At 43.2% G+C, this 24,390-nt stretch carries 20 protein-coding genes; 8 read left to right on the forward strand and 12 right to left on the reverse strand.

The window, feature by feature from the left end; all coding sequences use genetic code 11:
• Window positions 1-208 precede the first annotated feature (208 nt).
• The 5 genes from alaS to ACFGVS_RS11005 form a co-directional block, all read right to left on the reverse strand.
• Window positions 209-2,914: an alanine--tRNA ligase gene (gene alaS, locus ACFGVS_RS10985; protein WP_439698647.1), complete on the reverse strand. Its 2,706-nt coding sequence runs from the start codon at window positions 2,912-2,914 to the stop codon at window positions 209-211.
• A gap of 171 nt (window positions 2,915-3,085) precedes the next feature.
• Window positions 3,086-5,272, reverse strand: a complete 2,187-nt coding sequence (locus ACFGVS_RS10990; protein ID WP_439698648.1) for a hypothetical protein — start codon at window positions 5,270-5,272, stop codon at window positions 3,086-3,088.
• Window positions 5,273-5,280: 8 nt separating this feature from the next.
• Complete coding sequence (locus ACFGVS_RS10995) at window positions 5,281-7,122, reverse strand: transglutaminase-like domain-containing protein (RefSeq protein WP_439698649.1); 1,842 nt, start codon at window positions 7,120-7,122, stop codon at window positions 5,281-5,283.
• Window positions 7,123-7,364: 242 nt separating this feature from the next.
• Window positions 7,365-7,889: a hypothetical protein gene (locus tag ACFGVS_RS11000; protein WP_439698650.1), complete on the reverse strand. Its 525-nt coding sequence runs from the start codon at window positions 7,887-7,889 to the stop codon at window positions 7,365-7,367.
• Between the two features lie 51 nt (window positions 7,890-7,940).
• A complete protein-coding gene (locus tag ACFGVS_RS11005) occupies window positions 7,941-8,603 on the reverse strand; it encodes an SH3 domain-containing protein (RefSeq protein WP_439698651.1) in 663 nt (220 codons plus the stop codon).
• Between the two features lie 128 nt (window positions 8,604-8,731).
• Between ACFGVS_RS11005 and ACFGVS_RS11010 the strand changes: the two genes are divergently transcribed.
• Window positions 8,732-9,064 (forward strand): hypothetical protein, encoded by a 333-nt coding sequence (locus ACFGVS_RS11010; protein WP_439698652.1) that lies wholly within the window; start codon window positions 8,732-8,734, stop codon window positions 9,062-9,064.
• On the opposite strand, the gene ACFGVS_RS11015 is transcribed toward ACFGVS_RS11010, so the two are convergent.
• Both ACFGVS_RS11015 and ACFGVS_RS11020 read right to left on the reverse strand, forming a co-directional pair.
• Entirely contained in the window at window positions 9,054-11,414 is a 2,361-nt protein-coding gene (locus tag ACFGVS_RS11015) for a TonB-dependent receptor (RefSeq protein WP_439698653.1), read from the reverse strand. The genes ACFGVS_RS11010 and ACFGVS_RS11015 overlap by 11 nt on opposite strands.
• Before the next feature lie 428 nt (window positions 11,415-11,842).
• Window positions 11,843-12,751, reverse strand: a complete 909-nt coding sequence (locus tag ACFGVS_RS11020; RefSeq protein WP_439698654.1) for a serine hydrolase — start codon at window positions 12,749-12,751, stop codon at window positions 11,843-11,845.
• Between the two features lie 60 nt (window positions 12,752-12,811).
• On the opposite strand from ACFGVS_RS11020, the gene ACFGVS_RS11025 reads away from it, so the two are divergent.
• From ACFGVS_RS11025 to ACFGVS_RS11040, 4 genes are all read left to right on the forward strand, one after another.
• On the forward strand, window positions 12,812-12,907 hold the full coding sequence (locus ACFGVS_RS11025) for a DUF433 domain-containing protein (protein ID WP_439698655.1): 96 nt from the start codon (window positions 12,812-12,814) through the stop codon (window positions 12,905-12,907).
• Between the two features lie 586 nt (window positions 12,908-13,493).
• Entirely contained in the window at window positions 13,494-14,534 is a 1,041-nt protein-coding gene (gene lpxK, locus ACFGVS_RS11030; protein ID WP_439698656.1) for a tetraacyldisaccharide 4'-kinase, read from the forward strand.
• On the forward strand, window positions 14,518-15,333 hold the full coding sequence (locus ACFGVS_RS11035; RefSeq protein ID WP_439698657.1) for a purine-nucleoside phosphorylase: 816 nt from the start codon (window positions 14,518-14,520) through the stop codon (window positions 15,331-15,333). The genes lpxK and ACFGVS_RS11035 overlap by 17 nt, the downstream gene beginning before the upstream one ends.
• 8 nt (window positions 15,334-15,341) lie before the next feature.
• Complete coding sequence (locus tag ACFGVS_RS11040) at window positions 15,342-17,438, forward strand: putative porin (protein ID WP_090645170.1); 2,097 nt, start codon at window positions 15,342-15,344, stop codon at window positions 17,436-17,438.
• 365 nt (window positions 17,439-17,803) lie between these two features.
• Here ACFGVS_RS11040 and ACFGVS_RS11045 read toward each other — a convergent pair whose 3' ends face one another.
• Window positions 17,804-18,985: an asparagine synthetase B gene (locus ACFGVS_RS11045; RefSeq protein WP_439699245.1), complete on the reverse strand. Its 1,182-nt coding sequence runs from the start codon at window positions 18,983-18,985 to the stop codon at window positions 17,804-17,806.
• Between the two features lie 291 nt (window positions 18,986-19,276).
• On the opposite strand from ACFGVS_RS11045, the gene ACFGVS_RS11050 reads away from it, so the two are divergent.
• The 3 genes from ACFGVS_RS11050 to ACFGVS_RS11060 all read left to right on the forward strand — a co-directional run bounded on the left by ACFGVS_RS11050 (window position 19,277) and on the right by ACFGVS_RS11060 (window position 21,608).
• Window positions 19,277-20,440, forward strand: coding sequence for a PD-(D/E)XK nuclease family protein (locus ACFGVS_RS11050; RefSeq protein WP_439698658.1), 1,164 nt, complete (start codon window positions 19,277-19,279; stop codon window positions 20,438-20,440).
• Between the two features lie 106 nt (window positions 20,441-20,546).
• Window positions 20,547-20,984 (forward strand): peptidylprolyl isomerase, encoded by a 438-nt coding sequence (locus tag ACFGVS_RS11055; RefSeq protein WP_274212403.1) that lies wholly within the window; start codon window positions 20,547-20,549, stop codon window positions 20,982-20,984.
• A 105-nt stretch (window positions 20,985-21,089) separates the two neighbouring features.
• The gene (locus ACFGVS_RS11060) at window positions 21,090-21,608 is read left to right on the forward strand and encodes a DUF5606 family protein (RefSeq protein WP_439698659.1); all 519 of its coding nucleotides are present in this window, start codon (window positions 21,090-21,092) and stop codon (window positions 21,606-21,608) included.
• Between the two features lie 226 nt (window positions 21,609-21,834).
• Here the strand turns inward: ACFGVS_RS11060 and ACFGVS_RS11065 are convergent, their stop codons facing one another.
• The 4 genes from ACFGVS_RS11065 to rlmH all read right to left on the reverse strand — a co-directional run bounded on the left by ACFGVS_RS11065 (window position 21,835) and on the right by rlmH (window position 24,366).
• Window positions 21,835-22,245 (reverse strand): Dabb family protein, encoded by a 411-nt coding sequence (locus ACFGVS_RS11065; RefSeq protein ID WP_439698660.1) that lies wholly within the window; start codon window positions 22,243-22,245, stop codon window positions 21,835-21,837.
• Window positions 22,246-22,280: 35 nt separating this feature from the next.
• Window positions 22,281-22,799: a hypothetical protein gene (locus ACFGVS_RS11070; protein WP_439698661.1), complete on the reverse strand. Its 519-nt coding sequence runs from the start codon at window positions 22,797-22,799 to the stop codon at window positions 22,281-22,283.
• The gene (locus tag ACFGVS_RS11075; RefSeq protein WP_274212399.1) at window positions 22,768-23,703 is read right to left on the reverse strand and encodes a cation diffusion facilitator family transporter; all 936 of its coding nucleotides are present in this window, start codon (window positions 23,701-23,703) and stop codon (window positions 22,768-22,770) included. Before ACFGVS_RS11075 ends, ACFGVS_RS11070 begins: the two co-directional genes overlap by 32 nt.
• Window positions 23,704-23,892: 189 nt before the next feature.
• Window positions 23,893-24,366, reverse strand: coding sequence for a 23S rRNA (pseudouridine(1915)-N(3))-methyltransferase RlmH (rlmH, locus tag ACFGVS_RS11080; RefSeq protein WP_090645149.1), 474 nt, complete (start codon window positions 24,364-24,366; stop codon window positions 23,893-23,895).
• Window positions 24,367-24,390 lie beyond the last annotated feature (24 nt).

Raw genomic sequence — 24,390 nt, forward strand, 5'->3', positions numbered from 1 at the left:
GTATCAAGTATCAAGATAACTGCATGAAAAGTATCAGGTCGCAAGTATCAGGTATCAAGACCGCCACGGTAATATATCAGGTCATAAACCTATCATTGCGAGCGATAGCGTGGCAATCGCGAACTGTGCATGTCCACTATGTATAGTTAGCGATTGCTTCGTGCCTTATAATGACATGGTTTATCATTGGCATGGCTTATAATTTATACTACGCCACAAAACTTCTCGCCTTGGCCAATGCATTATCCAAACCGCTTACATCGCTGCCGCCGGCGGTTGCAAAAAATGGCTGGCCGCCGCCGCCGCCTTTTACTTCTTTGGCGAGTTCTTTTACGATGTTGCCGGCGTGCAGGCCTTTTTCTTTTACCAGGTTTTCGGCTATCATCACTGTCAGGCTGGGTTTGCCGTCAAAATCGGCTGCAAGGACCAGGAACAGGTTGGGTACAATATCTTTTAACTGGTAGGCCAGGTTTTTAATGGCTTCGGCGTTGGGCAGGGCTACTTTTTGGGCAATGAAGTTGATGCCATTAATAGCCTCGGCTTTTTGCGCCAGTTCGTTTTTTAAGCCTGATGATTTTTCGAGGATGGCTTTCTCAATTTCTTTTTTCAGCTTGCTATTTTCGTCCAACAGGCTTTCAATGCTTTTTGGCAGGTCTTTAGGGTTTTTAAGCAAATCCTTAAGCTGATCAACCATGCGGCTTTGGTTGGTGATAAACACCTCGGCAGCAACACCGGTAATGGCCTCAATGCGTCGTACGCCTGCGGCTACGGCACTTTCGGCAATGATTTTAAAGAAGCCTATCTGCCCGGTAGCCTGTACGTGGGTACCACCGCAAAGCTCCTTGCTAAACTCATCTTCGAAAGTAATTACACGTACGTACTCACCATATTTTTCGCCAAAAAGGGCAGTTACGCCGCTGGTGATGGCTTCGGCATACAGTACACTGCGCTCCTCTTTCAGTGGGATGTTCTGGCGAACCTTTTGGTTTACGATGGCTTCAATTTGCGCCAGTTCCTCATCGGTAACTTTCGCGAAATGCGAAAAATCGAACCTCAGGTAATCGCTGTTCACCAATGATCCTTTTTGGTTTACGTGGCTGCCCAATACCTGTTTCATGGCGGCATGCAGCAGGTGCGTAGCCGAGTGGTTGGCATTGGTTTGTCCGCGCAAAGCAGGATCGACAATGGCTGTTAAAGCATCCTCAATATCTTCGGGCAGGTTATCTACATAATGAACGGTTAAACCGTTTTCTTTTTTGGTATCGGTAACCAAAACAATGGTACCGTCCGGGAAAACCAACTCGCCCTTATCCCCTACCTGGCCACCGCTTTCGGCATAGAAAGGTGTTTTATCCAAAACAATTTGATACTGCTCCTTGCCTTTGGCTGTCACCTTGCGATATTTTACCACATGAGCAACGGTTTCGGTTTCATCATAACCGGTAAAGATGGAGGTTTCGTCGTCTTTTAGGGTGATCCAGTCGCTGGTGTCGATGGCACCAGCAGAGCGGGAGCGGGTCTTTTGTTCTTGCAGCGCGGCCTCGAATCCAGATATATCTACTGTCCAACCTTTTTCTCGTGCAAGTAATTCAGTTAAATCAATCGGAAATCCGTAGGTATCTGATAACTCAAAAGCAAATTTACCTTCAATAATGCCATCTTTAACATAGTTTAAATTCGCGTCTCCAGAAAAGCTTGAAATTGCTGATTGTCCGGCAATAATAATAGAGTCAACGTCCGTAATTTCCTCAAATCTTTTTATCCCTGCTGCCAACGTCCTTAAGAAAGAAACCTCCTCCTCCAAAATCACCTTCTGCACAAAATCTTTCTGACTATACAGGTTATCAAACACACCTTTAAACTGATTTGCCAATAAAGGCACCAACTGGTTAAAGAAAGGCTCTTTGAACCCTAAAGTTTGATAGCTGTAACGCACAGCACGGCGCAGGATCCTGCGGATCACATAACCTGCTTTATTGCTTGCAGGCAACTGCCCATCGGCAATGGCAAAGCTGATGGCGCGGATATGATCGGCCAGTACGCGCATGGCAACGGCTTCGTTCCAGTCGGCATCACCGGGTTTGGCTGCGCTGTTGTATGTTTTACCACTTTTCTCCGCAATGAACTGGATCATTGGCTGGAAAACATCGGTATCATAATTAGATGTTTTGCCTTGCAGCACACGTACCAAACGCTCAAAGCCCATACCCGTATCTACATGTTTGGCAGGCAATGGCTGCAATGCGCCGCCTTTTAAGCGGTTAAACTGCATGAACACGTTATTCCAGATCTCTATCACCTGGTCGTGATCAGCATTTACAAGACTTTGGCCTTTCACCTTTAACCTTTCACCTTCTTCCCGGCTATCGTAATGAATTTCGGAGCACGGACCGCATGGACCAGTTTCGCCCATTTCCCAAAAATTATCCTTTTTGTTGCCGGGCAATATGTGGGCTTCATCAACAAACTGTTTCCACAGGTTATAGGTTTCGGTATCTTTTTCAAGGCCTTCGTTGTTGTCGCCTTCAAAATAGGTAACGTACAGGCGGTCTTTGGGTAGTTTGTAAACTTCGGTCAACAATTCCCAACTCCAGGCAATGGCTTCTTTTTTAAAGTAGTCGCCAAAGCTCCAGTTGCCCAGCATTTCAAACATGGTGTGGTGATAGGTGTCAATACCTACTTCTTCCAAATCGTTATGCTTGCCGCTTACACGCAGGCAGCGTTGAGTATCGGCTACACGGGTTGCCTTGGCTGCTGCTTCGCCCAAAAATATATCTTTAAACTGGTTCATCCCCGCATTGGTGAACATCAGGGTTGGGTCGTTTTTAATTACAATTGGTGCCGAAGGAACGATAACGTGTCCCTTTGAAACAAAAAAATCAAGAAAAGCCTGGCGTATTTCGGTAGCTGTCATAGTGTGCAAATGTAGTTATTAGTCCGAAAGTGGGAAAGTCCGAAAGTCAGAAAAGTCCGAAAGTCCGGAAGTTGGGAAGGGTTAACTCCAGACGACGACTTTTCGGAGTTCCCGACCTCCGGACTAACAACTCCAGTTACTTTTCTGACTTTCGGACTTCCCGACTAACAACTACTTCTTCTCCAGCAAAATCTTCTTAGCGTTATAAGCCGTGGCCGCATCAATCATGTCAACCAGCGCGGGCCAGTCGGCGGCTTTTTCGAAGTTGTGGGCGTAGGCACGGGTTACTACAATATTTAATGTGTTGCCATTTACAGTTGCGGTTGATGAAAATGAGCCTGTTTTGTTCTCTTTTTTAATGTTCAGCTCTTCTATACCTTTAGCTGTATAGCCCTGCGGGATAGCCAGCGACATGGTATATTTAAAACTGCGGGCGCAGGGCATGTAAACGTCAATAGTGCGCTTGCGTTCGGTGTCGTCAAGCTTGTAAAAACCGCCGGTGAGTTTGCCAACGTCAACCAGATAATTGTTGCCGGCCTTTTTAACCAGGTTGTTGAGCACAAATGACGAGCTGTATTTAAACGCCGGGTTAGTGTTTTCAATCGCCGGGTCGACGATCCTGCAATCCTTTACTTCGGTTGGTTCCTGGTCGTATTTACCCTTAATTTCGGCGGTAAAGGCTTTTAACTGATCTTTACGTTGTTGCTCAAAGGCATTTGAGTACTCGTCGGCTTTGTGTTTGCCCTTTATCCTTTTTGATAGTTCTTCGCCTTTTATCAGGGTTTGTAAACCTTTGTCAATATCGCCGGCCGGCAACAGGGATTTTTGGTCTTCAAGACGCATGAAACCGCTTTCGCTTACCTGCCGGCTAATTTTTAGCTTTTGCATATCTGTTGGCAGCAGGTTTACCTGTAGCTGTTCGTCAATAAAATTTTTATCGCTTGTTGCAACTGATAACGAATCGTCCTTTTCGATAAAGGTGTAGTACTTGTTAGTAATGCGGTCGGGATACAGGGCAATTACTTTTTCACCTTCAAAACGCTCCGGCACTTCACCAAAATGAGTAACCACATTATCAAAACTCATAAAATAGGTTTTGTCTCTTTTTATGCGGATGATAGCATCAAAATCGTTAAAAGTAAACATGTTATCAAGCGTATTGCTCATGCGCGACGATACCATCAACACAGCATGGCTAATACCCAATTGGGTAAGCATCATACTCATGCCTATGGCAGCCGGCACACTGCGGGCGCTACGGTAATTCATCCCGTCGATATTTTCAAGCTCATCACCGTCGTAGTTGCAAAAAACCTGGAATTTCCATATATCATACAACACCTTGAGTACGCTATCCGCAGCGTTATTTTTAAATGGTTTGCCGGTGTTAAAATAATCTTTGGTGCGCTTTTCGGCTTCATTAAAGCCCGAGTACTCCTCAAACGAATATTTAAACGCTTTTTTAATGGCCACCGCACGTGTATCATATGATGCATCGGCGCCGTTGTTAAATGTACTGCCAATTTCGATATAGGGATACTGGCGCAGGGCCGATACCCATATGTTACTTTGGTATTTAGGCATATTATGCAGCTTAAGGCTCAGCACCAGGTCGCCATCGGCATTGCGGCCGCCATCAAAATGCGGGGCGCCATTGGCATAAATATATTTTACGTCTGTTTTTTTATTGTACTGAAAATCGAGGCTGTAATACAAAACAGGGTACTCATCGGCAAGTACAAAAATATCGTCGTTATTTTTATAGGATGCGTTTTTGCTGTTTTCGTCAACATCAACGGTACTCACATAATAATCTAAAATATCGCCCACCTGCAAACCGGGGATGGCCAGTTTGCCCTTTTGGTCTTTGGTTTCGTTTTTAGTTAAAACCTCTTCGCCGGTATTAACAATTATCTCGCTACCGTTTGGCTTAACAATTTTTGCACCGATAAATGTATTATTGGTACTTACAAATTTGGTAAGGAAGAAGGACACGGTTTTATCCAGCTTTTTTTGATACTCCAGGGTTGAGTAATCTTCCAGCGATACTTTATCGTTAATTTTTACACGCTCGTGAAAGGTTTTGAGTTTAACCGTGCGCAGGCTTGCAGCGGCGGTAATAATTAAAAACTTTATTTTGGTATTTGATGTACGGTTAAGGCTAAACGACCGTGCCAGCACAACAGCGCTCTCTTTGCTCAGGCTATCGGGCACTTTGGTAACTTTAAACTCGGGCGCGGTGGTACCCCAGATTTCTTTTTGTAATTGGGCGGCCTTTTCGGCATAAGGCACATTGTCCTGTGCAAAGGTTAAAGTAGTAATGAATAAAAAAAATAGTGAAAGGTAAAGTGGTTTCATTTAATATATCAGTTTGTAGGTTTTAGGATGAGGGTATCGTTGTAAGCCTTGCCCAGCAGTTCCACATCGTGGTTCCATTGCTCAAACCGGGTTTTGGGCAAGCTGGTATTTTTAATAAGCAGGCTTTTTTTGTACACCAGTTTGTTGGTCAGTTGGGTGTAGCTGATGTGAAACTCATAATCGGGGTTCACAATGTTCAAATCGGCAGGTACTGTTGCGGCTTTATAGTTGGCAGGAATATCCAGCTCGGTTTGGCTGTTGATGTTCATTTTATAGGCAAACCAATAATCAAGCTTGCGCACGGCAGGTTTAAAAGTAAAATCGGCCAGTTCCTTCTGGCTGTCGATATTGATGTAATAATCCTTGCTAAAAACGTTTACAGCGTTTTTATGCTCCAGGTCAAACGCGGCTGTCAAGTCCTTATCAGGGTTGGCAGTGCTGCTTAGCTTCAGGTTGTTGATGGTATAATCGTTATTATCATCGGCCAGGTATTTCACCATAGCCTTATCCGTATTTTCGTGTTTAATGCTGTTTAAGCCGCTTAAAATACTTTCCTTATCCTCGCCCTTCCAGGTATAATTTACCTTGCCTACAAGGCTGGTACCGCTTACACTCAGCTTGCTCAGTTGGTTGGTTGAGTTTTGTAAAGGCGAGGCATAAGGTATTTTATTCAGGACGTATTTATCGCCGTCTTCCATTAAAACCTGCCGGCCTTGTATGCGCTCGGCATACTCGTTAAGGCTAAGGTAGCTTTCGGTTGCATCAAGGTAATATATTTTCCCTTTGTAATTTAAGGCACATATCATGTGGTTATCAACTGCCATTGATGGGGTTTGGTAATCATAGGCAATGTGTTTGGTACCCAGCCAGCATAGTCGGGCATCATAGCCCTGCGATATTAGCAGCGCTTTGGTTAAATTGGCCATCCCCTTGCAATCGCCATATTTTTTGCGCAGCACTTCGTCGGCCTTCTCGGGCTTAAAGCCTGCCATGCCATCTTCAAAAGCAATATACCTAATGTTATCCTGTACATAATAAAATATGGCTTTTACCTTGTCCATATCGGCAGTAAGGCCGGCAGTTAACTCCTTTGCTTTCGCGCTGATCACAGCTTGATCGCCCGCCACATTTTTAACCAGCTCGCGGTACCAGGCATACTGATCGGCAAGGGAGCCGAAATAGGTGATCTGCTTGCCGCCCGGCGCCGCCGATTTACACAACACCAACAGGTGCGGGTAAATATAGGTTGGGCCGGGGCTGTTGGCCTCGCGTTTCATGGCCGGAATATTTGTAAACGAATAGGTGATAACATCGGCATCTTCGCCAGAGATGTATTCGGTGGTTTTTTTTATCCCGAAGGAGTTAAAGTTCATTTCTTTAATATCTACCTTCATCCAGCGCGGAATTTTAAGGCTTACCTCGCCCTGCTGTACTATTGCCGCATCCGAAAAATAGATGGAGGTAAAATACCTGGGGTCATTCAGGGTTTCTTCAAAAGTAACCGTGCCGATGCTTCCTTTTTTGGGCATATCCATCGGGAAGTAGCAAATTTTTGCATCCGAGTAAAAAACATCGTCCTGGCTGTAGTAGGTATAGGTTGGCTTAAACGACCGCAAGTTATGGCCATCAACCTTGCAAGTTACGGCATCAATACTGGTGTTATCGTTATAAAATTCAGATACCGGGTAGCTTACGCCGTAACTATTGCTCACGTAGGTATTACTCAGTTTCTCCTTAATTTCTACACGATTGGCCAGGCCGTTCCATTTAAACTGGTACTCATTTTTTAAGGCGGTTATAGTTACCAGCGAATCGCCTTCTAAAGCAAACGCCCCCAGGGTAAACAGCATACAGCAAGCGTACGCAATCAATCGTTTAAAAATCATATAATTAATCAGAGGATGAAATATAATACTATTATTTGAATTTCGGGGTTGGAAATTTCAATTTGGAATTTGTTATCCATCCTTAAAAACAACCGGGGCACAAACGGATAAAGTATTGATTACCCGTAAAAAAGTCAGTCATTGCTTGGTACCAATGACGGGGGGTATTCAGCCATCAGCTCTCCAATCCTGATACTTACTACTTGCTACTTTTTCAAATACTCCGCCGGTATCGGGTTGTCTTTTCGTTCTCCGTCAAAAAACCAGGCTAGTATCCAGAAACGGGTACCATCGTTAAACAATTCGATACTGTTAATACCGCGCTCAATCACGGGGCCACCGGCAAAATTGCGCGATTCGTAAGTGCTAAATACATGATAAACGCTGCCGAAATGTTCTACCTTACGAGAAATCTCCCTTTCGTCAAAACCATCGCGCGAAAGCATATCATCCGACCGGCGGTGATATTCTTTCAACGTCATATAACCAAACTTTTGTTTGCCTTGCTTATCAATATATCCCGAGCCAACATGGGCACCGGCAATGTGCAGCAGGCTATCGCGCTCGTAGCTTACCTTCTCCCCTTTTTTTACCGTTACTACATCGTAATAGGCTTTCATGATACCGTCAAGGGTACTCACGTTATCGCCATATTTGGTTACAACCTGTGCAGTAGTAAACTGCAGCAAACCTATAGTTAAAAACAGGGTTAGAACGGTTAATTTTTTCATGAACAGGAGATATGGTTAGACAGGTTTAAATAAAATCGAATTTAAACAATATCAGTCACAATCGTACGATGATATTTTTATCACACCTGCTTGCTGCTGTTCAACTTTAATGTTTTGCGCAGCATCTGCATTTTTATGTAACACCTTTTCAAAAAGCATCGCTTCATCCAGGCTAATGTTCTTTAAAAGCAGTTTGTGGTCGGCACATCCGTCAAAATAGGTCTCGGTAGTCACGGCCCCGTTTTTGTAATAAATACTTGTTTCTTTGGTTCCTTTTTTGGGTATCCTTTTCGCGATTTTTAAAACCCCGTAGTTACGCTTAAGGTATGCATCTTCCGTTTCTACGAAGCCGTGATCATCCATTTCTAGCGCAGGCATGGCAGACAGATAGCCATTAAACAGGAATCCTTTTTTACCGTTAAACTCCGTCTTTATCCACTTACCATTCAGTTGGTAGGGTTCTTTTAAAGCTGCGGTGTTAAAATCGACCGTTAAGGCCTTAGCTTCTCCCGCTGATTTAAGAGGCTTTACAATGGTTCCGTAAGGAATGGTTGCAATGGTTTTGCTCTTGTCGTCGGGATTGCTTTTCAAGTTTACCCCAGCCAGCAACCATACTTTTAGCGATTTGGCCGTGGTATTTGCCTGTGCCACAGCCTTAATGCCGATACTCACGAATAACGCAGAAACTACTATAATTGCGATAAGGTTTTTCATAGGTAAAAAATACAATGTTATAACAGGCTAAAGATACATAGCTAACATTTATTTAACTACCATAAAATAATAATTAAAACGTTAGTTACCATTTAGTGTTACCCTACTGCACCACAAGCATATACAGTATGATAACCGCCAAAATAATCCACCATCGGCATAAATTCCACCATTATATTAACGACGATCTTAAGTCGGTTAAAGAGGAAACTTTTTTTAAAATAGTTTTTTCAGATCCCGCAGAAATGGACATGTTTAAAGACTGGATAAAGCAACACGGCGGCGATTACGATTACAATAAAAACGAAAGCCGCCAGGAAGGTAAGTTCCCGGCGGTCCCGATGTTTCATGATGAAATTTGTTGGTGCGATATCATGACCTACTACCTGATGCATGTTGCAGGCTATACCTTTTATTCAACCATTCATCCTTATAAAGGCGAGGTGTACACTAAAAATTAGCGGTTACCGATATCCCGTAAACCCTTGGGTTTCCTAAGTGGGTTGCACCAAAGTCATAGGCATAGTCTATAGCTTTTTTGTTGCCTATATTGCTCTCCCATAAAAACAGGCTATAGTTTTTGGTATCGATGCCAATTTTGGCATTGAATTTACTGTAGCCTTTTTGCTTAATGGTGTTAGCAAGGTCAAAATACTGGTCGCCAAGGTAGCGCCACTCGCCGCGGGCTATTAATCTCACTTTTTGAGGGCCGCCCAGTGCGTAACCGTATTGCAGGGCAAGCATATTGGTAAATTTAGGCGTATAAATTTGCTTGTTGCCTTTTAAATCGACTATTTCTCCGTTGCTGCCAACCGCCAGGTCGGTATAGCGGGCATGGGTATAGCCAAAGTTATTTTCAATTTCCAGGCCTTTTATTGGTGTAGTGCTCAGCTCCACTTCAACACCTTTACTGCTCAGCTTGCCTGCATTTTTGGTTACGGTAATAGCATCGGGCAATATTAAAGTTGGCACCTGTGCGTCGGTAACACGGGTGTAAAACAAAGCCAGGTTGGCACGCAATTTATTATCAAAAAAATTATTTTTTGATCCAACCTCATAGTTGTTACTGTACTCGGGCTTAAAAGTGTATAGTGGTGGCGATGACGGGTCTGATCCCAGTTCGGTGATACCACCGGCCCTAAAACCACGACTATAAGTTGCATACAGATTATTATTGGCCGAAAGATGGTAAGCCAGGTTAAGTTTTGGTGAAAAGGCTTTAAAATTGGCCGAGGAAGAAGTATCCGAGCGGGTAACCATAGCATCGCCGCCATCAGGCTGAAACTCGCCTTTTACACTTTCTTTTTTATGTTCATGATCATAACGCAACCCGGCTGTAATATCAAATTGCGGACTAACAACATAGGTTACCTGGCCATAAACTGCCACGCCAAAATTTCTGTCGATATTGGTATTGATACTGGTAAAGTTGGTTATTGGCGAGCCAACCGCTGCCGCGTCGGCACCAAAATAAGTTCCCTGTTTGTTTGGGGCGTAATGATAAAAACCATAAGCGCCGGCGGTCCATTTTAATTTAGAGGTTGAGGATGCAGGCGAAGTAAACCTAAACTCCTGGATACCTGTACGTACTTTATTCCAGTCGCCACCGTAATTATTTACAACGGATACCGCGTCAATAGGCGAAAAATCACCATCAATAGGTTTGGTATAATAACGGTTATTAACCTGGTAGGATGACTGCGAGGTAAAGTTAAAATCGCTGCCCGAATAATTGATGGCTAATGAAGCGTGGAAGGTATTATCAATCATTTTGGTAGTGGCGTTTTGATCTACCTGGTAAGGCTTACTCAAAGCATCATCCGGCGAACCGGCCAACGTAAAGGCACCGTTATTGCGGTTGTTAAAGTTTTTAACATTAAGCGTTAAAGCCAGTTTTGATGTAGCCAGGAATTTAAGGTAGTAATTTCCTAAAAAGAAGTGTTGTTTATCAAAATGGCTGTTATCAAACGTATTGGTATAAAAACCATTAAAGCCCGAGTAAACACCGGCCACACCTAAAAATAATTTATCTTTTATCAACGGTGCTTTTATACCCAGGGTAAAACGCTGCTGGCCGTAGTTGCCAAAATCGAGCCCGGCAAAACCGCTTACCGTGTTTGATGGCTGTTTGGTAATGATATTGATAACACCGCCTGTAGCATTACGGCCGTATAGTGTGCCCTGCGGACCGCGCAGCACCTCTATCCTATCTACATCAAGCAACTGTGGGATGTAAGTATCCAGGCCGTATTGGTTTACGCCATCAACATAAGTAGCTACAGCAGGATCATAGGATGTGGTAACTATACCCCTAATACCACTGACATTGCGGCCATCGCCGGAGCTGGCCGAGTTTAAGTTAGGGGCAATAGCTGTCAAATCTTTCAAATCCCAAAGCCGGTAATCTTTTATTTGCCTGGCCGATAAGGTTGTAACACTGAAAGGCACTTTTTGGGCATCCTCCTCGTATTTTTGAGCCGTTACGGTAACTTCATCCAGTTGGTTACTGGCATCTTTCAATTGAATACTTATTGGGCGCATAGTGCCGCTTAAAACAATCGATTGGCTTTTTGCAGCATAACCAACGGCGCTGATGCGCAAAATATAGCTCCCGGATGCAATATCTTTTAATGAGAATTTCCCGTCCTTATCGGCAACAGCACGGTAATTGGTATTCAGCAGATAAACAGTAGCGCCGGCAATACCCTGGCTTTTTTCGTCGGTTATAGTGCCCGATAAGTTGGCAATAGTTTGTGCTTTTACTATAATACTAAGTATAAGCAATACAAATAAAGTAAGTGTTTTTTTCATTTAATTGGTTGTAACTGGTATGTGTATTTTTAACACATTGATATAATTGCCAATTATAACAAACGGCATCCATTTAACTGCAAAGCAAACAGAAATTTTACTTAATTATTATGGGTTCATATCGCTGCGCTGTCATTAGTCATTGTCGCTGCGCTTGTCATTGGTCATTTCGCTGCGCTCGTCATTGGTCATTGGGCTTTTCTACTAAAAACAAGATGGTAAAAAATCACCATACGGGGCATTGGAAAAGGCTGTGCCTTTTCCAATGCCCAATGCCCAATGCCCAATGCCCAATGCCCAATGCCCAATGCCCAATGACCAATGCCCAATGACCAATGACCAATGACCAATGACCAATGACCAATGACCAATGACCAATGACCAATGACCAATGACCAATGACCAGCGCAGCGGTAATGACTGCGCAGCTATTCATTCAGCATAAATTTATCTACACCTTCGGCGGGTTTCCAGTTGCTGGCGGGTTCGTAGTAATGCCATAGCAGGGCCGATATTTTTTTGATGAGCAGGCCGGCTTCGTTACTTGTTCCCCAGCTTTGATCGGTATTATGGTTGGTGATAATCGAGAATACGTAATCGCCATGAGGCGCGTTTACCAGCACAGTTTCTGACCGCGACTCATCAACCGCGCCCTGCTTAGATATGGTGTGCACATACGGTGGAATTTGCGACAGGGCGTGCTCGTCCCAGTAAATCCTTCCCATGTTACGGTACATCCTTTCGCTGGCGGCGGGACTTACAGCTTCGCCTTTTCTGATCATGGTAAACAGGCGGCACATTTCATAGGGTGTGCTAACGCCCCAGCCATAAATTTTGCGGATAGCCTCGCGGCCGGCCACACGCGAGTTTACACGCATTACTTTAAAACCATTTTGTTGCAGCCAGTTGTTAATATAATCGCCGCCAACCAGTTTTTGCAGCCACAGGCTTGCGGTATTATCACTCATGGTTATCATCAGCATGGCCACTTTACTAAGCTGCACGGTATCCTTATCTTTGAACGAGCCTAAAAGATCCTCTCCGGCATATAAAAGCGAGTCGCGGTAAACCAGCTTTTGGTTATAATGCAGCTCGCCCTTCTCTATCTTGTCCATCAGCCCGCATTGAATGCTCACCTTTATCATACTGGCTGTAGGGAACAGCGTATCGGCATTAATTGCAGCGGTTTTACCCGTTTTAAGGTTTTGTACATAAATACCTGCCTGGCCATGAAAACCTTTAACGGCATCCTGTAACTGCACAGTTAGTTTTTTATCGGTTTGGGCGAAGGTGGCGGTGGTGAGGAGTAAAAAGGGGGTGAGAAGTTTGAGTTTCATGAGTGAATTGTTTATCAGATGCAAAATACTCAGTAAAATCAATAATCGTATCTTTATGATATGGATATTCAACAGGTTGTCAATATAGATCAGGATATTTTAAGCGGAAGACCGATATTTGCCGGTACACGAGTGCCGGTCGAGTCACCTTTTTGATCATTTAAAAGCAGGGATTTTAGACGAATTCCCTTCGGTTAAAAAAGAGCAGGCAATGTTTTTGATTGATAAACGACAGCAATTAAATTTCCTATAAGCTGTTTCACCTAACATCCAATAGCAACGCTGCTACAAATAGTCTTTAAATTTTTAGATTTGTTTCTTCTTTAAAAGGATAAATGAATAAACCATCGATTCCATGTTATTGCGAGGAACAAAGCATTTGTGGGCAAAGTACTACAAGCCCGCACAGTTTGCGACTGCCACGGTACGCTACTCATGATATGTTGGATAGCGATACAAACATCGGCTTTGAACGCAGGCTAATACTCACCCGGCGAGGCTACGCCCGCCGCCCTCTCTCCGGCTTCGCCGCAAAGAGGGGTTTGAAATTTCATTATTTTAGTTTTTTTAATACCGCGTTATTTACAATTCAAGCCCCTCTTTCCACCGCAGGTGAAGAGAGGGTGGCGGGCGCAGCCTCGCCGGGTGAGTCTTCGTCGCCATGCTCGCCCTATTTTGCCTTCAGAGTTTCACGAAATTTCACTACTACTAAACAAATGAGGCCTAATACTATTTACCCCATATGAAACTCCTCCGCTGGCTTCTGCTCCCCTTTTCGCTCATTTACGGCCTGGTTGTTACCATTCGTAACTGGTGCTATGATGCCGGGGTATTTAAAAGTACCGTTTTTAACCGCCCGGTTATTGTGGTGGGCAACCTTGATGTAGGCGGCGCCGGCAAAAGCCCCATGACCGAGTACCTGATCCGGTTATTCCAGGATGATAAACCAACAATACTTAGCCGCGGGTATGGCCGTAAAACTAAAGGCTTTTTGCTGGCGGGCGATAACCCGCAGGCATCGGTAATAGGCGATGAGCCTGCCCAGTTTAAACATAAATTCCCGAAGGTTACCGTTGCCGTTTGCGAAAAGCGGGTAGCGGGTATACAGCAGTTAAAAGATAAATACAGCCTTGTAATTTTAGATGATGCCTACCAGCACCGGGCGCTTAAACCCGGCTTTAGCATTTTATTGATTGATTATAACCGACTTAACCAACCACGGTTGGTACTACCCACGGGCAACCTGCGCGAGCCGTTTAGTGGCCGCGAGAGGGCCGATGTTATTGTCATTAGCAAATGCCCGCCAACATTGGCAGATGCAGAAATGGCTATCATAAAAAAGCACATTAAGCCCCTGCCCAACCAACAGTTATTTTTTGCCTGCATAAACTACCTGGCGCTACAAAACATGAATGGGGCCACGGTGTATCAAAACATTGATGAGCAAACCGCCGTGTTTTTGCTTACGGGTATTGCCAATCCGATGCCTTTGTTATCGCATTTAAAAAACCATACATCTATCATCAATCACCATAAATATCCCGATCACCATCAGTTTAGCTTAAAAAATATCAGTAAACTTGCCGATGATTTTTTTGCCTGCACATCACAAAAAAAATTGATCATCACAACAGAAAAGGATGCGCAGCGTTTAGGGGAACAGGAATTGCAGCCGGCCATCAAAAAACTGCCCATTTTGGTACTGCCAATCGGTATTAGTTTTTTAAATAACGGCAAACAGCAGTTTGATAATTTAGTAACCACATATGTTAGACAATATTGAAAGCACCGCCCGGTACATCAAAAACCGCATAGGCGATTTTGAACCCGAGGTAGGTATAATTTTAGGCACAGGCCTGGGTGGCCTTGTTAAAGACATCGTTGTTGAAAAACAGCTGATGTACTCCAACATCCCCGATTTCCCAATCTCGACATTGGAGTTTCATTCGGGCAAATTGATATTTGGCACCCTTGGCGGTGTAAAAGTGGTAGCTATGCAGGGGCGCCTGCACTATTACGAGGGTTATAACATGCAGCAAATCACTTTCCCGGTTAGGGTTATGAAATACCTGGGTATTAAAACCCTTTATGTATCAAATGCAAGTGGCTCCCTTAACCCCGATTTTAAAAAAGGCGACCTGATGGTTATTGCCGATCATATTAACCTGCAACCGCAAAACCCGCTTATTGGCCGAAATTATGAAGAACTTGGCCCCCGTTTTCCGGATATGAGCCAGCCGTACCAGCGCACGCTGATTGATAAAGCTTTAACTATTGCAGCGGCAAACAATATTACCTGCCATAAGGGAGTTTATGTTGCTGTAACCGGCCCTAATTTAGAAACCAAGGCCGAGTACACTTATTTGAAGATAATTGGCGGCGACGCAGTAGGCATGAGCACCGTACCCGAAGTTATTGTAGCAAACCATATGGGCATACCCGTATTTGCCATATCGGTATTAACCGACGAAGGTTTTACTGATGTACTGGAACCTGTGTCGTTACAAGAAATTATAAGGGTAGCCGAGGAAGCCGAGCCAAAACTGACCCTGATCCTCAAAAATCTGATAGCCGGTAATTAGTGTAATTAATGCATCATAAGCTCAAATATATTTTATTGTTCCTGTTGTGCTTTGGCATACAGGCGGCTTTTGCACAATATGGCCAGGTAAACCGGGCAAGGCCACTATCAACGCGCGATACGGTAAAAACTCAACGGAAGGTTAGTGACGATGAACTGCTGGATAGCCTGCGCAAAAAAGAGGACAATAAAAAAGACTCTGTAATTTTCAGCGCCAAATTTATCCGCGTGACGATGGAGCGTTTCCTGAGCGACAGCACACAAACTTTCGCGCTGGATACCGGCATCTATAACTTTGAAAATTACAGTCCGCTTACCGATCCCCGCCATCCGCGCATCAGCCTTGGCTACAACGGCGTATCACAACGAAGTATGCTGTTTGAGCCCGACCAAACCATTGGTTTCAACACCGGCCTGCACTCGCTGGATGTGTATGCCATAAAACCGCAGGATATTAAATATTATAACGCCAGGGTGGCGTACTCCAACCTCACGTTGTTTAACGGTTTTGGCAGTTCGGCCGAGCAGGTTTTTAAAATCATCCACACCCAAAATGTAAAACCAAACTGGAATGTGGGTTTTAACCTTAACTTTAACGGATCGCGCGGATTTTATAGCACCAGCAGCGTGTTGCAGCAAAATGTGAGCGATGTAAATGCTGCTTTTTTTACCTGGTATCAATCGCCCGGCAAGCGTTATAATTTACTGGCCAACATCATTTACAATAATTTAAAAGCGCCAGAAACGGGTTCAATCCTTAACGATACCATTTTCACAGGCAAAAGCAATTCCCTATTCTTTAAAAACTCGGCCCCCGTGCGGCTTCAAAACAGCTATCAGCAATGGACAGATAAAAGCCTGTATATAAAGCAGTTTTATTACCTGGGCCGTATTGATAGTTTGAACAAAGGCAAGGATAACTCCAAAATTTTGCCTACCCAGCGTGTAGCGCACACCTTATTTGTTCAAAACAGCAGTTATAATTACCTGCAAACAAACCAGCCCGATACTTATAATGTATTCCCCGATTATTATTACAGCTATAACCGGTCAAGGGACTCGCTGTCGGTAACGCATATTCAAAACGAATTCTCGTATAGTTTCTATCTCCGCAGTAAATCGGTAAAGTTTGTTAAAAACGAGGTAAAGCTCGATCTGGGCCTGGTACACGACCTTTATAACTACGCGCAATACGTAAGTGACACCGTGCTAAACCAGTATGGATACAAGTACATCCATCAAAATAAAATGCAGAACAATACCTTCCAGGACATTACCCTGAAAGCTAAATTCAGCTATCGTTTTAGCGACAGGCTTGGTCTTGAAGGCGACTTTAGACAGATTGTCCAGGGCCGCGACTTTGGCGATTACTTTTACGGTGCAAAACTTAATGTTGCAGGTAATGATAAAGCAGGCAAAATTATTTTGGAAGCGTATTCGCAAAACAGCTCACCGCCGCTCATTTATACCAACTGGATAAGCAACCACTATATTTTCCACAACAGTTTCCAAAACCAAAAAACAACCAGCGCATCGTTTAGCTATATCAACAACCCTTTGCAGCTTGATATCAAGGCCGAATACTTTTTAATTGCAGGGTACATGTATTTTACGGCCCAGGATGGCGGTATCGACGCCCACCCTGCCCAGCTGAGTAATGATATCAACCTGCTTAAGATAAGTGTGGGTAAAAATTTAAGCTACCACAGCCTGCATTTTGATAACTACGTGGTTTACCAAAAAACAGATTATCAATCAACCCTGCGCACCCCCGAAGTTTATACTTATAGCAACCTGTATTTCAGCAAAACACTTTTCAACGTACTTAAATCAAACTTTGGCGTAAGCGTAAGGTATAATACACCGTATGTAGCACCGTCATACGCAGTAGGGATTGGCCAGTTTTACAACGGGCCCGACGTTACCTTTACATCGTATCCCGTAGCATCGGTTTATTTTAAAGCCACCCTGCAACGCACCAACCTGTTCCTGATGTATGATTATGCCAACCAGGGCTTGCAAAGCAAAGGTTTCTACACCGTAAACCGCTACCCCATGCAAGATCATTTGCTGAAGTTTGGTGTTAGCTGGACGTTTTATAATTAGCGGTTCAGTCTGCAGTGGGCGGTTTGCAGTTGGCAGTAATTAGCAGAGTGCGGTAAGCAGTTTGACAGTAAGCTGCCTACATATATTATCGTGGGCGTATCCCTGCGGGCCGGGCTAACCGCTCATACTACACCGGCATTAAGCGCAGGGCCGGTATCCGCTTTTATCCCTTACGCGTTTGTCTGAACCGGGATTCATCTGATTTGTTGGATTATTTGGATTATGATGTATGGATGGTCAAAATTTGTCAAAATCCAAAAATCTGATAAATCTGCTTAATCCGAGTTCAGACAAAAACATCTGCACATCTATAACCTGCACCTCAAAAAGTCTTACTACTTGATACTTACTACTTGATACTAAAATCAAGTTTTCTGCTTCTTCTTCTTTGCCGCCGGGAATAATACATTGTTCAAAATCAAGCGATATCCTGCCGAATTGGGGTGGAGTTTTAAATCTGTAGGTGGGTCGCCTACGGCGTGTTGATAATCTTCGGGATCGTGGCCGCCGTAAAATGTCCACTGGCCTTTGCCATATTCGCCGTGGATATAGCGGGCTTCATTGGCAGTTTTCATTTCGCCCATGATGGTTACGCCGGGCTTTAGCATGCTTTTATTATAGGCAGTTGTAAGCCCCATGAAGCCTTTTATCACTTTGTCATGATCCTGGGTAAGCATGCTGGGCACTACATCCCATTTGGCAGAAAAATCAAACAGCGTAAAAAAATCTCGCTGGCGCTCCACCTGCCGGGTAGTAGTTACATCAATGTTGCTAAACTGGTGCGACATCGGGTTCATGTCCAGCGTAAAGTTCTGGAAAGCGAAAGTTTGTGTAAAATCCAGTTTCGATTGTGCATCCGGGTCGGCCGAATCGCCGTCAAACATCCGTTCGCAGATATCAGTATTGGATGAGGCCAGGGCAATATCAAACGTATCAGTGCCCGAGCACATGGCAAACAAAAAACCGCCCCCCGCACAAAAATCACGAATGTTTTTGGCCACTGCCAGCTTCATTTGCGATACCTTTTTAAACCCAAGCTTATGGGCCAGCGCTTCCTGTCCTTTTACATCATCGTTATACCATTGTGCAAACCTAAAGGCGCCGTAAAACTTACTGTATTGCCCGGTAAAATCCTCATGGTGCAGGTGTAGCCAATCGTATTTGGGCAAGTCGCCTCTAACAACTTCTTCATCATACACTACATCATAAGGAATTTCGGCATATTTTAAAACCAGGGTTACGGCATCGTCCCAGGGCAGTTTATTTTTTGGCGAGTAAACTGCCATCTTTGGTGCTTTCTCCAACTTAATCACATCCATATTTACCGATGGATCGCTTACCTCGGTAATAATCTCGCTCACCTTAGCATCAGCCAGCACCTGGTAGCTTACCCCACGGATTTTGCACTCCTCCTCCATCTTCTGGTTATACTTCATCATAAAGCTGCCGCCGCGATAGTTTAGCAGCCAGTCAACTTCCTCGCCATTTTTTAAAGCCAGGAAAGCTATGCCGTATGATTTCAGGTGATCTTTTTGCTCGTCGTCCATAGGGATGAGGATAGAGGCAGCTTTTGTCAAAAGAGGTAAAAGGCAAAAGGCGAAAGGTAAAAGGTATTTGAAAGGCCGAGAAAAAGGTGAAAGGCGAAAGGTGAAAGGCGAAAGGTATTTTTTGTTTGATTGATTATTCACTATCCGGTGTGTGTTTTAAATTGATATCGGTTATCAAATGTAACGAATAAACGGGGAATGTATTACGATGAGGCGGGATTGAAATAAAGTTTAGAATATCTATAAATCTAAATTACTTACTTAGTACATTGCCAAACCTTATCATCACTAATGGAACTACACCAATATAAAAATCTACTCGACCAAGTAAATGCGATCAATACTCGTTACAAAAAAATCAACGAACTAACAGGAGAAAATTTTAACGTTTTTAGAATTCTTAAACTTGAATCCTCTGAGGTCAGGATGCATTCGGCTTTCCTTGCGGAATTACTAAACCCCAACGGTAGTCATGGACAAAAAGAAATTTTTCTTGAGCTGTTTATAAAATCTGTTTGCTTTAAGAACAATCCGATTGACGTATGGTCATGCAAGATTAAAGTAGAGGACTATATAGGTCAGATAAGCGAAGACAGAACTTACGGTGGCAGAATAGATATTACCATCAAAGATAAGCACAATCATCAGATTATAATTGAGAATAAAATATATGCTGGCGATCAGGATCATCAGTTAACCCGATATTTTAACAACTCATCAAACGCCGATATTATATACTTGACTTTGGATGGAAAGCCCCCGTCAGATAATAGTAAAGGAGAGATGATTGAAGATGAACACTATAAATGCGTATCATACAAATATGACATATTGCACTGGCTGGAACTTTGTCGTAAAGAAGTAACAGTCTATCCAATTGTAAGAGAAGCAATCACTCATTACATCAATTTAATTAAGCACCTAACCAATCAAACACTAAATCACAATATGGAAGAAGAGCTGAGCGACCTACTTAAATCGTACATCGAAGAATCGTGGGCAATTTCAAAAGCATTAGATGTAGCATGTCAAAAAGTTTCAGATGATTTTGGCAAAACAATTGAAAACCATTTTCAGGAAATTGGTTTAGAATGCAAATATGAAATAGCATTTGAAAAACGTTATAGCGGAATTTATATATGGCGACCTGAATGGAAGCATTTAAGTATAAGCTTTCAATTTCAGTACTTTGATAGGGAAATGATTTATGGAATTTTGCAAGAGGATCCTAATAAATTCGAAATCCCGATCGGTTTAAGAAAAGAAATATTCTCTTTGCCTGGCAACGGATTAAAAACAAGTGATTGGTGGCCATGGTTTAACAAGGTCGAATCACCTTATGGTAACTGGCACGAACTTGAAGCATGGCAAGCTATTCGCGATGGCCGAATGAAAACCATGATTATCGAAAAAACCGAATATTTACTCAATTTAGTTAAAGATATAGAACTTTAAGTTGCGTAACCCTTTACCTTTCGCCTTTAACCTTTTGCCTCTAAAATCCTTTTCCTTTCACCTCAATTTTATTACCTTTGCCAACTGTTTTCAAAAAAACAAAGAAATGAGCAAAGCAATAATCAAAACTGAAAAAGGCGACATGACCGTAGAGTTTTACGATCAGGATGCCCCAAATACTGTAGCTAACTTTAAAAAATTAGCAAAATCAAACTTTTACGATGGTGTTATCTTCCACCGCGTTATCCCTAACTTTATGGTACAGGGCGGCGATCCAACCGGAACAGGTGCTGGTGGCGCAGGCTACAAAATTGATTGCGAATTGACAGGCGATAACCAATACCATGACCGTGGTGTGCTTTCAATGGCACATGCCGGCCGTAACACCGGCAGCTCACAATTCTTTATCTGCCATAACCGTACAAATACCGCTCACTTAGATCGTAACCACACCGTATTTGGTAAAGTGATTGAAAACGTTGACGTTGTTGACGCTATTCGCCAGGGCGATAAAATTTTAAGCATCGAAGTAATAGAGGATTAAGTTTATAGTGAGTGGTTGATTGAGTTGATTAGGTTAAATATTTAAACTTAATCAACCACTTAACTTAATCAACCTAATCAACTACTCTCCCAATCAACCAAACAAATGAATTTACAAGGAATTGTAGCCGTATCTGGCAAACCGGGATTATGGCGGGCGTTGGCTCAAAACAAAACCGGTTATGTACTGGAGAGCCTGGATGCACAAAAAACAAAACTGGTAGCCAACCTGTCAACAGCTAAACTGGCTGCCCTTACCGAAATAACTATTTTTGGTATTGAGGATGATATCAGGCTTACCGATGTTTTTGAGCAGATGAAAGCCGCCGCAAACGTACCCGACGCTAAAGCTGATGGTAAAAAAATGCGCACATTCTTTTACGAAGTAGCACCGGATCATGACGAGGAGAAAGTATATGCCTCAGATATGAAAAAGATCCTTACCTGGTTCCATATCCTTAAAGATTTACCGTTGTTTAACGAAGTGGATCCAACCCAGGCACCGGCCCCAGAGGCCACGGCAGCCGAAGTTGAAGAACCTGTTGCCGAGCCAGTTTCCGCCGAACCGGAGCCAACTCCCGCCCCAAAAGCAAAAGCTAAAAAAGCCACAAAAAAAGCCGAGTAATCGGCTTTTTGCTTTTCTATCAATCTCTTTTTTTCGCCCCCGTTGTAAGGGCCCGTTAGGTAACCTCCAAAAAATCGTTGTGGTGTGGAAAGAAATTTAATTAAATCGATGTAGCAAACTACCGCCATTGCGAGAAACGAAGTAATCCTAAATAATGTAGGACTTAGCCTGTCAAGGATTGCTTCGTTCCTAGCAATGACGGTTGATCTATTTAGAATTTCATTCCTTACGCTTCCACCGCGTCATAAACAATCACCTTTTCCCAAAGGTGGCTGCAATTTTTAATGAACTCCAGGTGTATGGGGTGGGTTTGATAAGTTGCCTGCCCGGCAAGGTCGCTAAAAAACATCAGTTCAGATACAGCCCAGCTGTTATCAACCACGTCGCGCTTTTCGGTGCTGGCCACAACGCCTACACGCAGTTTTTTAACGGTTTCTATTTTCGACAGGGTTTTAACGCCTGCAACCAGCTTATCCCTGTCTTCAATCGAACCAGGGTTTTTAAGCCAGAAAAACACATGGTGTATTACCGGCCACTCTTCTTTTTGATCTATCATTGGCATTGCTGATGCTACAACTGTCCCTGCTGCCAGGGCGGCTGTAGTGGTTATAAATTTTCGTCTGTTGGTAGTGCTCATAGCAGGGTTATTATTGAGCGGTAAATTAGGAAGAATTATTTAAATCGTTTAAGCGAAATATCCTCCATTTCGTTTAGTAGAGTGTTTTTCATAAAACTTACTTTCTTTTCTAAAAGTTCTGCCAGTTCTATCGTCGGTTCGGCATTAAAAGGATAACATTCATCTACAGATTGTTTTGATTTTACATGTGCAATCCAGTCTTCAGCCAAGTGGATATAATCTTCTAATACTTCAACAGTAGAATCCGGCCCGTAAACATCTAAATACATTGAAGGGATATCACCGACAATCACCCAAAGGAAATTATCCTCCTGGCTTTGTGTATTGTCTATTTCGAAAAGGAAAATGCAAAACACTTCCCCAAGGTTGTAATAAAGAAAGCTATCATTTATCGCAGCACACCATTTAAAATCAAGCAGGTACTTCTCAGCTTTTCTATAAACCCCTGATAACTCGGAATAAAAATCAATATCCGGTTGAATATCTTTATAGTTAACAGGGTATTTTATCATGGCATCTACCCTACGCACATTCCGGTTGCCCGCACTTTTCATCGGCAAACTCGGGCTCAAAGGTGCTGTGGTTTATTTCCATGTGTTCCAACCGGTGACGGAGGTCATGTTTAATACTGTCAAAATCGGCCATATTCTCTGGTTTGATGACCAGGTGGGCGGTTAGCGCATTTTCTGTAGTACTGAGCGCCCATACGTGCATGTGGTGCACATCTACTACGCCTTTGCCTTTCATCAGTTCGGCTTTTATTTTTTCCAGGTCCATTTCGGCAGGTACGCCGTCCATTTCCAGGCGCAGGCTATCTTTTAACAACCCCCAGGTTCCGCGTAATATCACAATGGCAATAACTATACTTACAATACTATCAATCCAATACAGCCTGGTAAAATAGATGATAACGCCCGATATAACAACGCCAAGTGATACAATGGCATCAACCGCCATGTGCAGGTAAGCACCTTTAACATTCAGGTCGGTATCTTTATCTTTCACAAACAGCCAGGCAGTAAGGGCATTGATACCAATACCAATAAAAGCTACCCAGGCCATGGTACCACCTGATACCGTTTCGGGATTCAGGAAACGCATAATGGCTTCGTAAACAATAAAGCCAACAGCTACAAACAGGATCATGGCATTAAAAAAGGATACGATGATGGTCGATCTTTTATATCCGTAGGTATACTTGCTGTTGGCGCTTACTTTAGTAAGCTTAAATGCCAGCAGGGCCAAAGCCAATGAAGCCACGTCGCTCAGGTTATGCCCGGCATCGGTTAACAACGACAGCGAATGTGTCATAAAACCGGCTATGGTTTCAATAATTACAAAAGCCGAATTTAAGATGATGCCTACAATAAAGGCTGTATTCAAATGGTCCAGCTTGGGCGCATGATCATGGTGATGATGCCCGCCGTGCGAGTGAGAATGTGAATGATCGTGACCCATAATGTAAAGGTAGGGGATTAATTTGAGGATGTGCTAATTTGAAGATTTGAAAATGGCCGGCTTAATCATAAATTCATTATCTGAATCAGAATTTCCCGAATTTGAGAATTTTCAAAATGCACAGGGCATACTCGTATTCTGTTAATTTTCTAATTCTGTAAATTCTGATTCAGACAATTTTCAAATTCTCTATTCATGATGATAAGGCTCCCCCTTCAAAATCGTGTACGCCCGGTAAAGCTGCTCAACAAAAAACAGGCGGACCATCTGGTGCGAGAAAGTCATTCGCGACAATGAAATTTTATCGTTAGCACGTTGGTACACCGATTGATCGAACCCATAGGGGCCGCCAATAACGAATATGAGGTTGGCCGATAGGCTGATCTCTTTTTTGTTGATGTAGGCGGCAAACTGGGTAGATGTATATTCGTTTCCCTTCTCATCCATCAAAATCACATGATCAAGCGGACTTATTTTTTTCAGGATCAACTCTGCCTCTTTTGCTTTTTGCTGATCTGCCGTGAGGGCTTTGGTATTTTTCAGTTCGTTAATCTCTACCAGTTCCAGTTTGGTGTAATGCTTCAGGCGTTTTACATATTTATCTATGCCTTCTTTTAAATAGGCATCTTCGGTTTTGCCAACGGTTAAAAACGTAATCTTCATATCTCAAACAAATAAACGTTTATT

Source organism: Mucilaginibacter sediminis, from assembly GCF_051903035.1.
Taxonomy (GTDB): Bacteria; Bacteroidota; Bacteroidia; order Sphingobacteriales; family Sphingobacteriaceae; genus Mucilaginibacter.

Bases quoted from the DNA above. Each gene is read 5' to 3' on its own strand.
- rlmH (WP_090645149.1), bottom strand. From the start codon at position 24,366: ATGAAGATTACGTTTTTAACCGTTGGCAAAACCGAAGATGCCTATTTA.
- ACFGVS_RS10995 (WP_439698649.1), bottom strand. From the start codon at position 7,122: ATGCTGTTTACCCTGGGGGCGTTTGCTTTAGAAGGCGATTCGCTGGTA.
- ACFGVS_RS10990 (WP_439698648.1), bottom strand. From the start codon at position 5,272: ATGAAACCACTTTACCTTTCACTATTTTTTTTATTCATTACTACTTTA.
- ACFGVS_RS11075 (WP_274212399.1), bottom strand. From the start codon at position 23,703: ATGGGTCACGATCATTCACATTCTCACTCGCACGGCGGGCATCATCAC.
- ACFGVS_RS11025 (WP_439698655.1), top strand. From the start codon at position 12,812: ATGGATATTCAACAGGTTGTCAATATAGATCAGGATATTTTAAGCGGA.
- ACFGVS_RS11040 (WP_090645170.1), top strand. From the start codon at position 15,342: ATGCATCATAAGCTCAAATATATTTTATTGTTCCTGTTGTGCTTTGGC.
- ACFGVS_RS11035 (WP_439698657.1), top strand. From the start codon at position 14,518: ATGTTAGACAATATTGAAAGCACCGCCCGGTACATCAAAAACCGCATA.
- ACFGVS_RS11060 (WP_439698659.1), top strand. From the start codon at position 21,090: ATGAATTTACAAGGAATTGTAGCCGTATCTGGCAAACCGGGATTATGG.
- ACFGVS_RS11000 (WP_439698650.1), bottom strand. From the start codon at position 7,889: ATGAAAAAATTAACCGTTCTAACCCTGTTTTTAACTATAGGTTTGCTG.
- lpxK (WP_439698656.1), top strand. From the start codon at position 13,494: ATGAAACTCCTCCGCTGGCTTCTGCTCCCCTTTTCGCTCATTTACGGC.
- ACFGVS_RS11045 (WP_439699245.1), bottom strand. From the start codon at position 18,985: ATGGACGACGAGCAAAAAGATCACCTGAAATCATACGGCATAGCTTTC.
- ACFGVS_RS11050 (WP_439698658.1), top strand. From the start codon at position 19,277: ATGGAACTACACCAATATAAAAATCTACTCGACCAAGTAAATGCGATC.
- ACFGVS_RS11070 (WP_439698661.1), bottom strand. From the start codon at position 22,799: ATGAAAAGTGCGGGCAACCGGAATGTGCGTAGGGTAGATGCCATGATA.
- ACFGVS_RS11055 (WP_274212403.1), top strand. From the start codon at position 20,547: ATGAGCAAAGCAATAATCAAAACTGAAAAAGGCGACATGACCGTAGAG.
- ACFGVS_RS11065 (WP_439698660.1), bottom strand. From the start codon at position 22,245: ATGAGCACTACCAACAGACGAAAATTTATAACCACTACAGCCGCCCTG.
- ACFGVS_RS11005 (WP_439698651.1), bottom strand. From the start codon at position 8,603: ATGAAAAACCTTATCGCAATTATAGTAGTTTCTGCGTTATTCGTGAGT.
- alaS (WP_439698647.1), bottom strand. From the start codon at position 2,914: ATGACAGCTACCGAAATACGCCAGGCTTTTCTTGATTTTTTTGTTTCA.
- ACFGVS_RS11010 (WP_439698652.1), top strand. From the start codon at position 8,732: ATGATAACCGCCAAAATAATCCACCATCGGCATAAATTCCACCATTAT.
- ACFGVS_RS11015 (WP_439698653.1), bottom strand. From the start codon at position 11,414: ATGAAAAAAACACTTACTTTATTTGTATTGCTTATACTTAGTATTATA.
- ACFGVS_RS11020 (WP_439698654.1), bottom strand. From the start codon at position 12,751: ATGAAACTCAAACTTCTCACCCCCTTTTTACTCCTCACCACCGCCACC.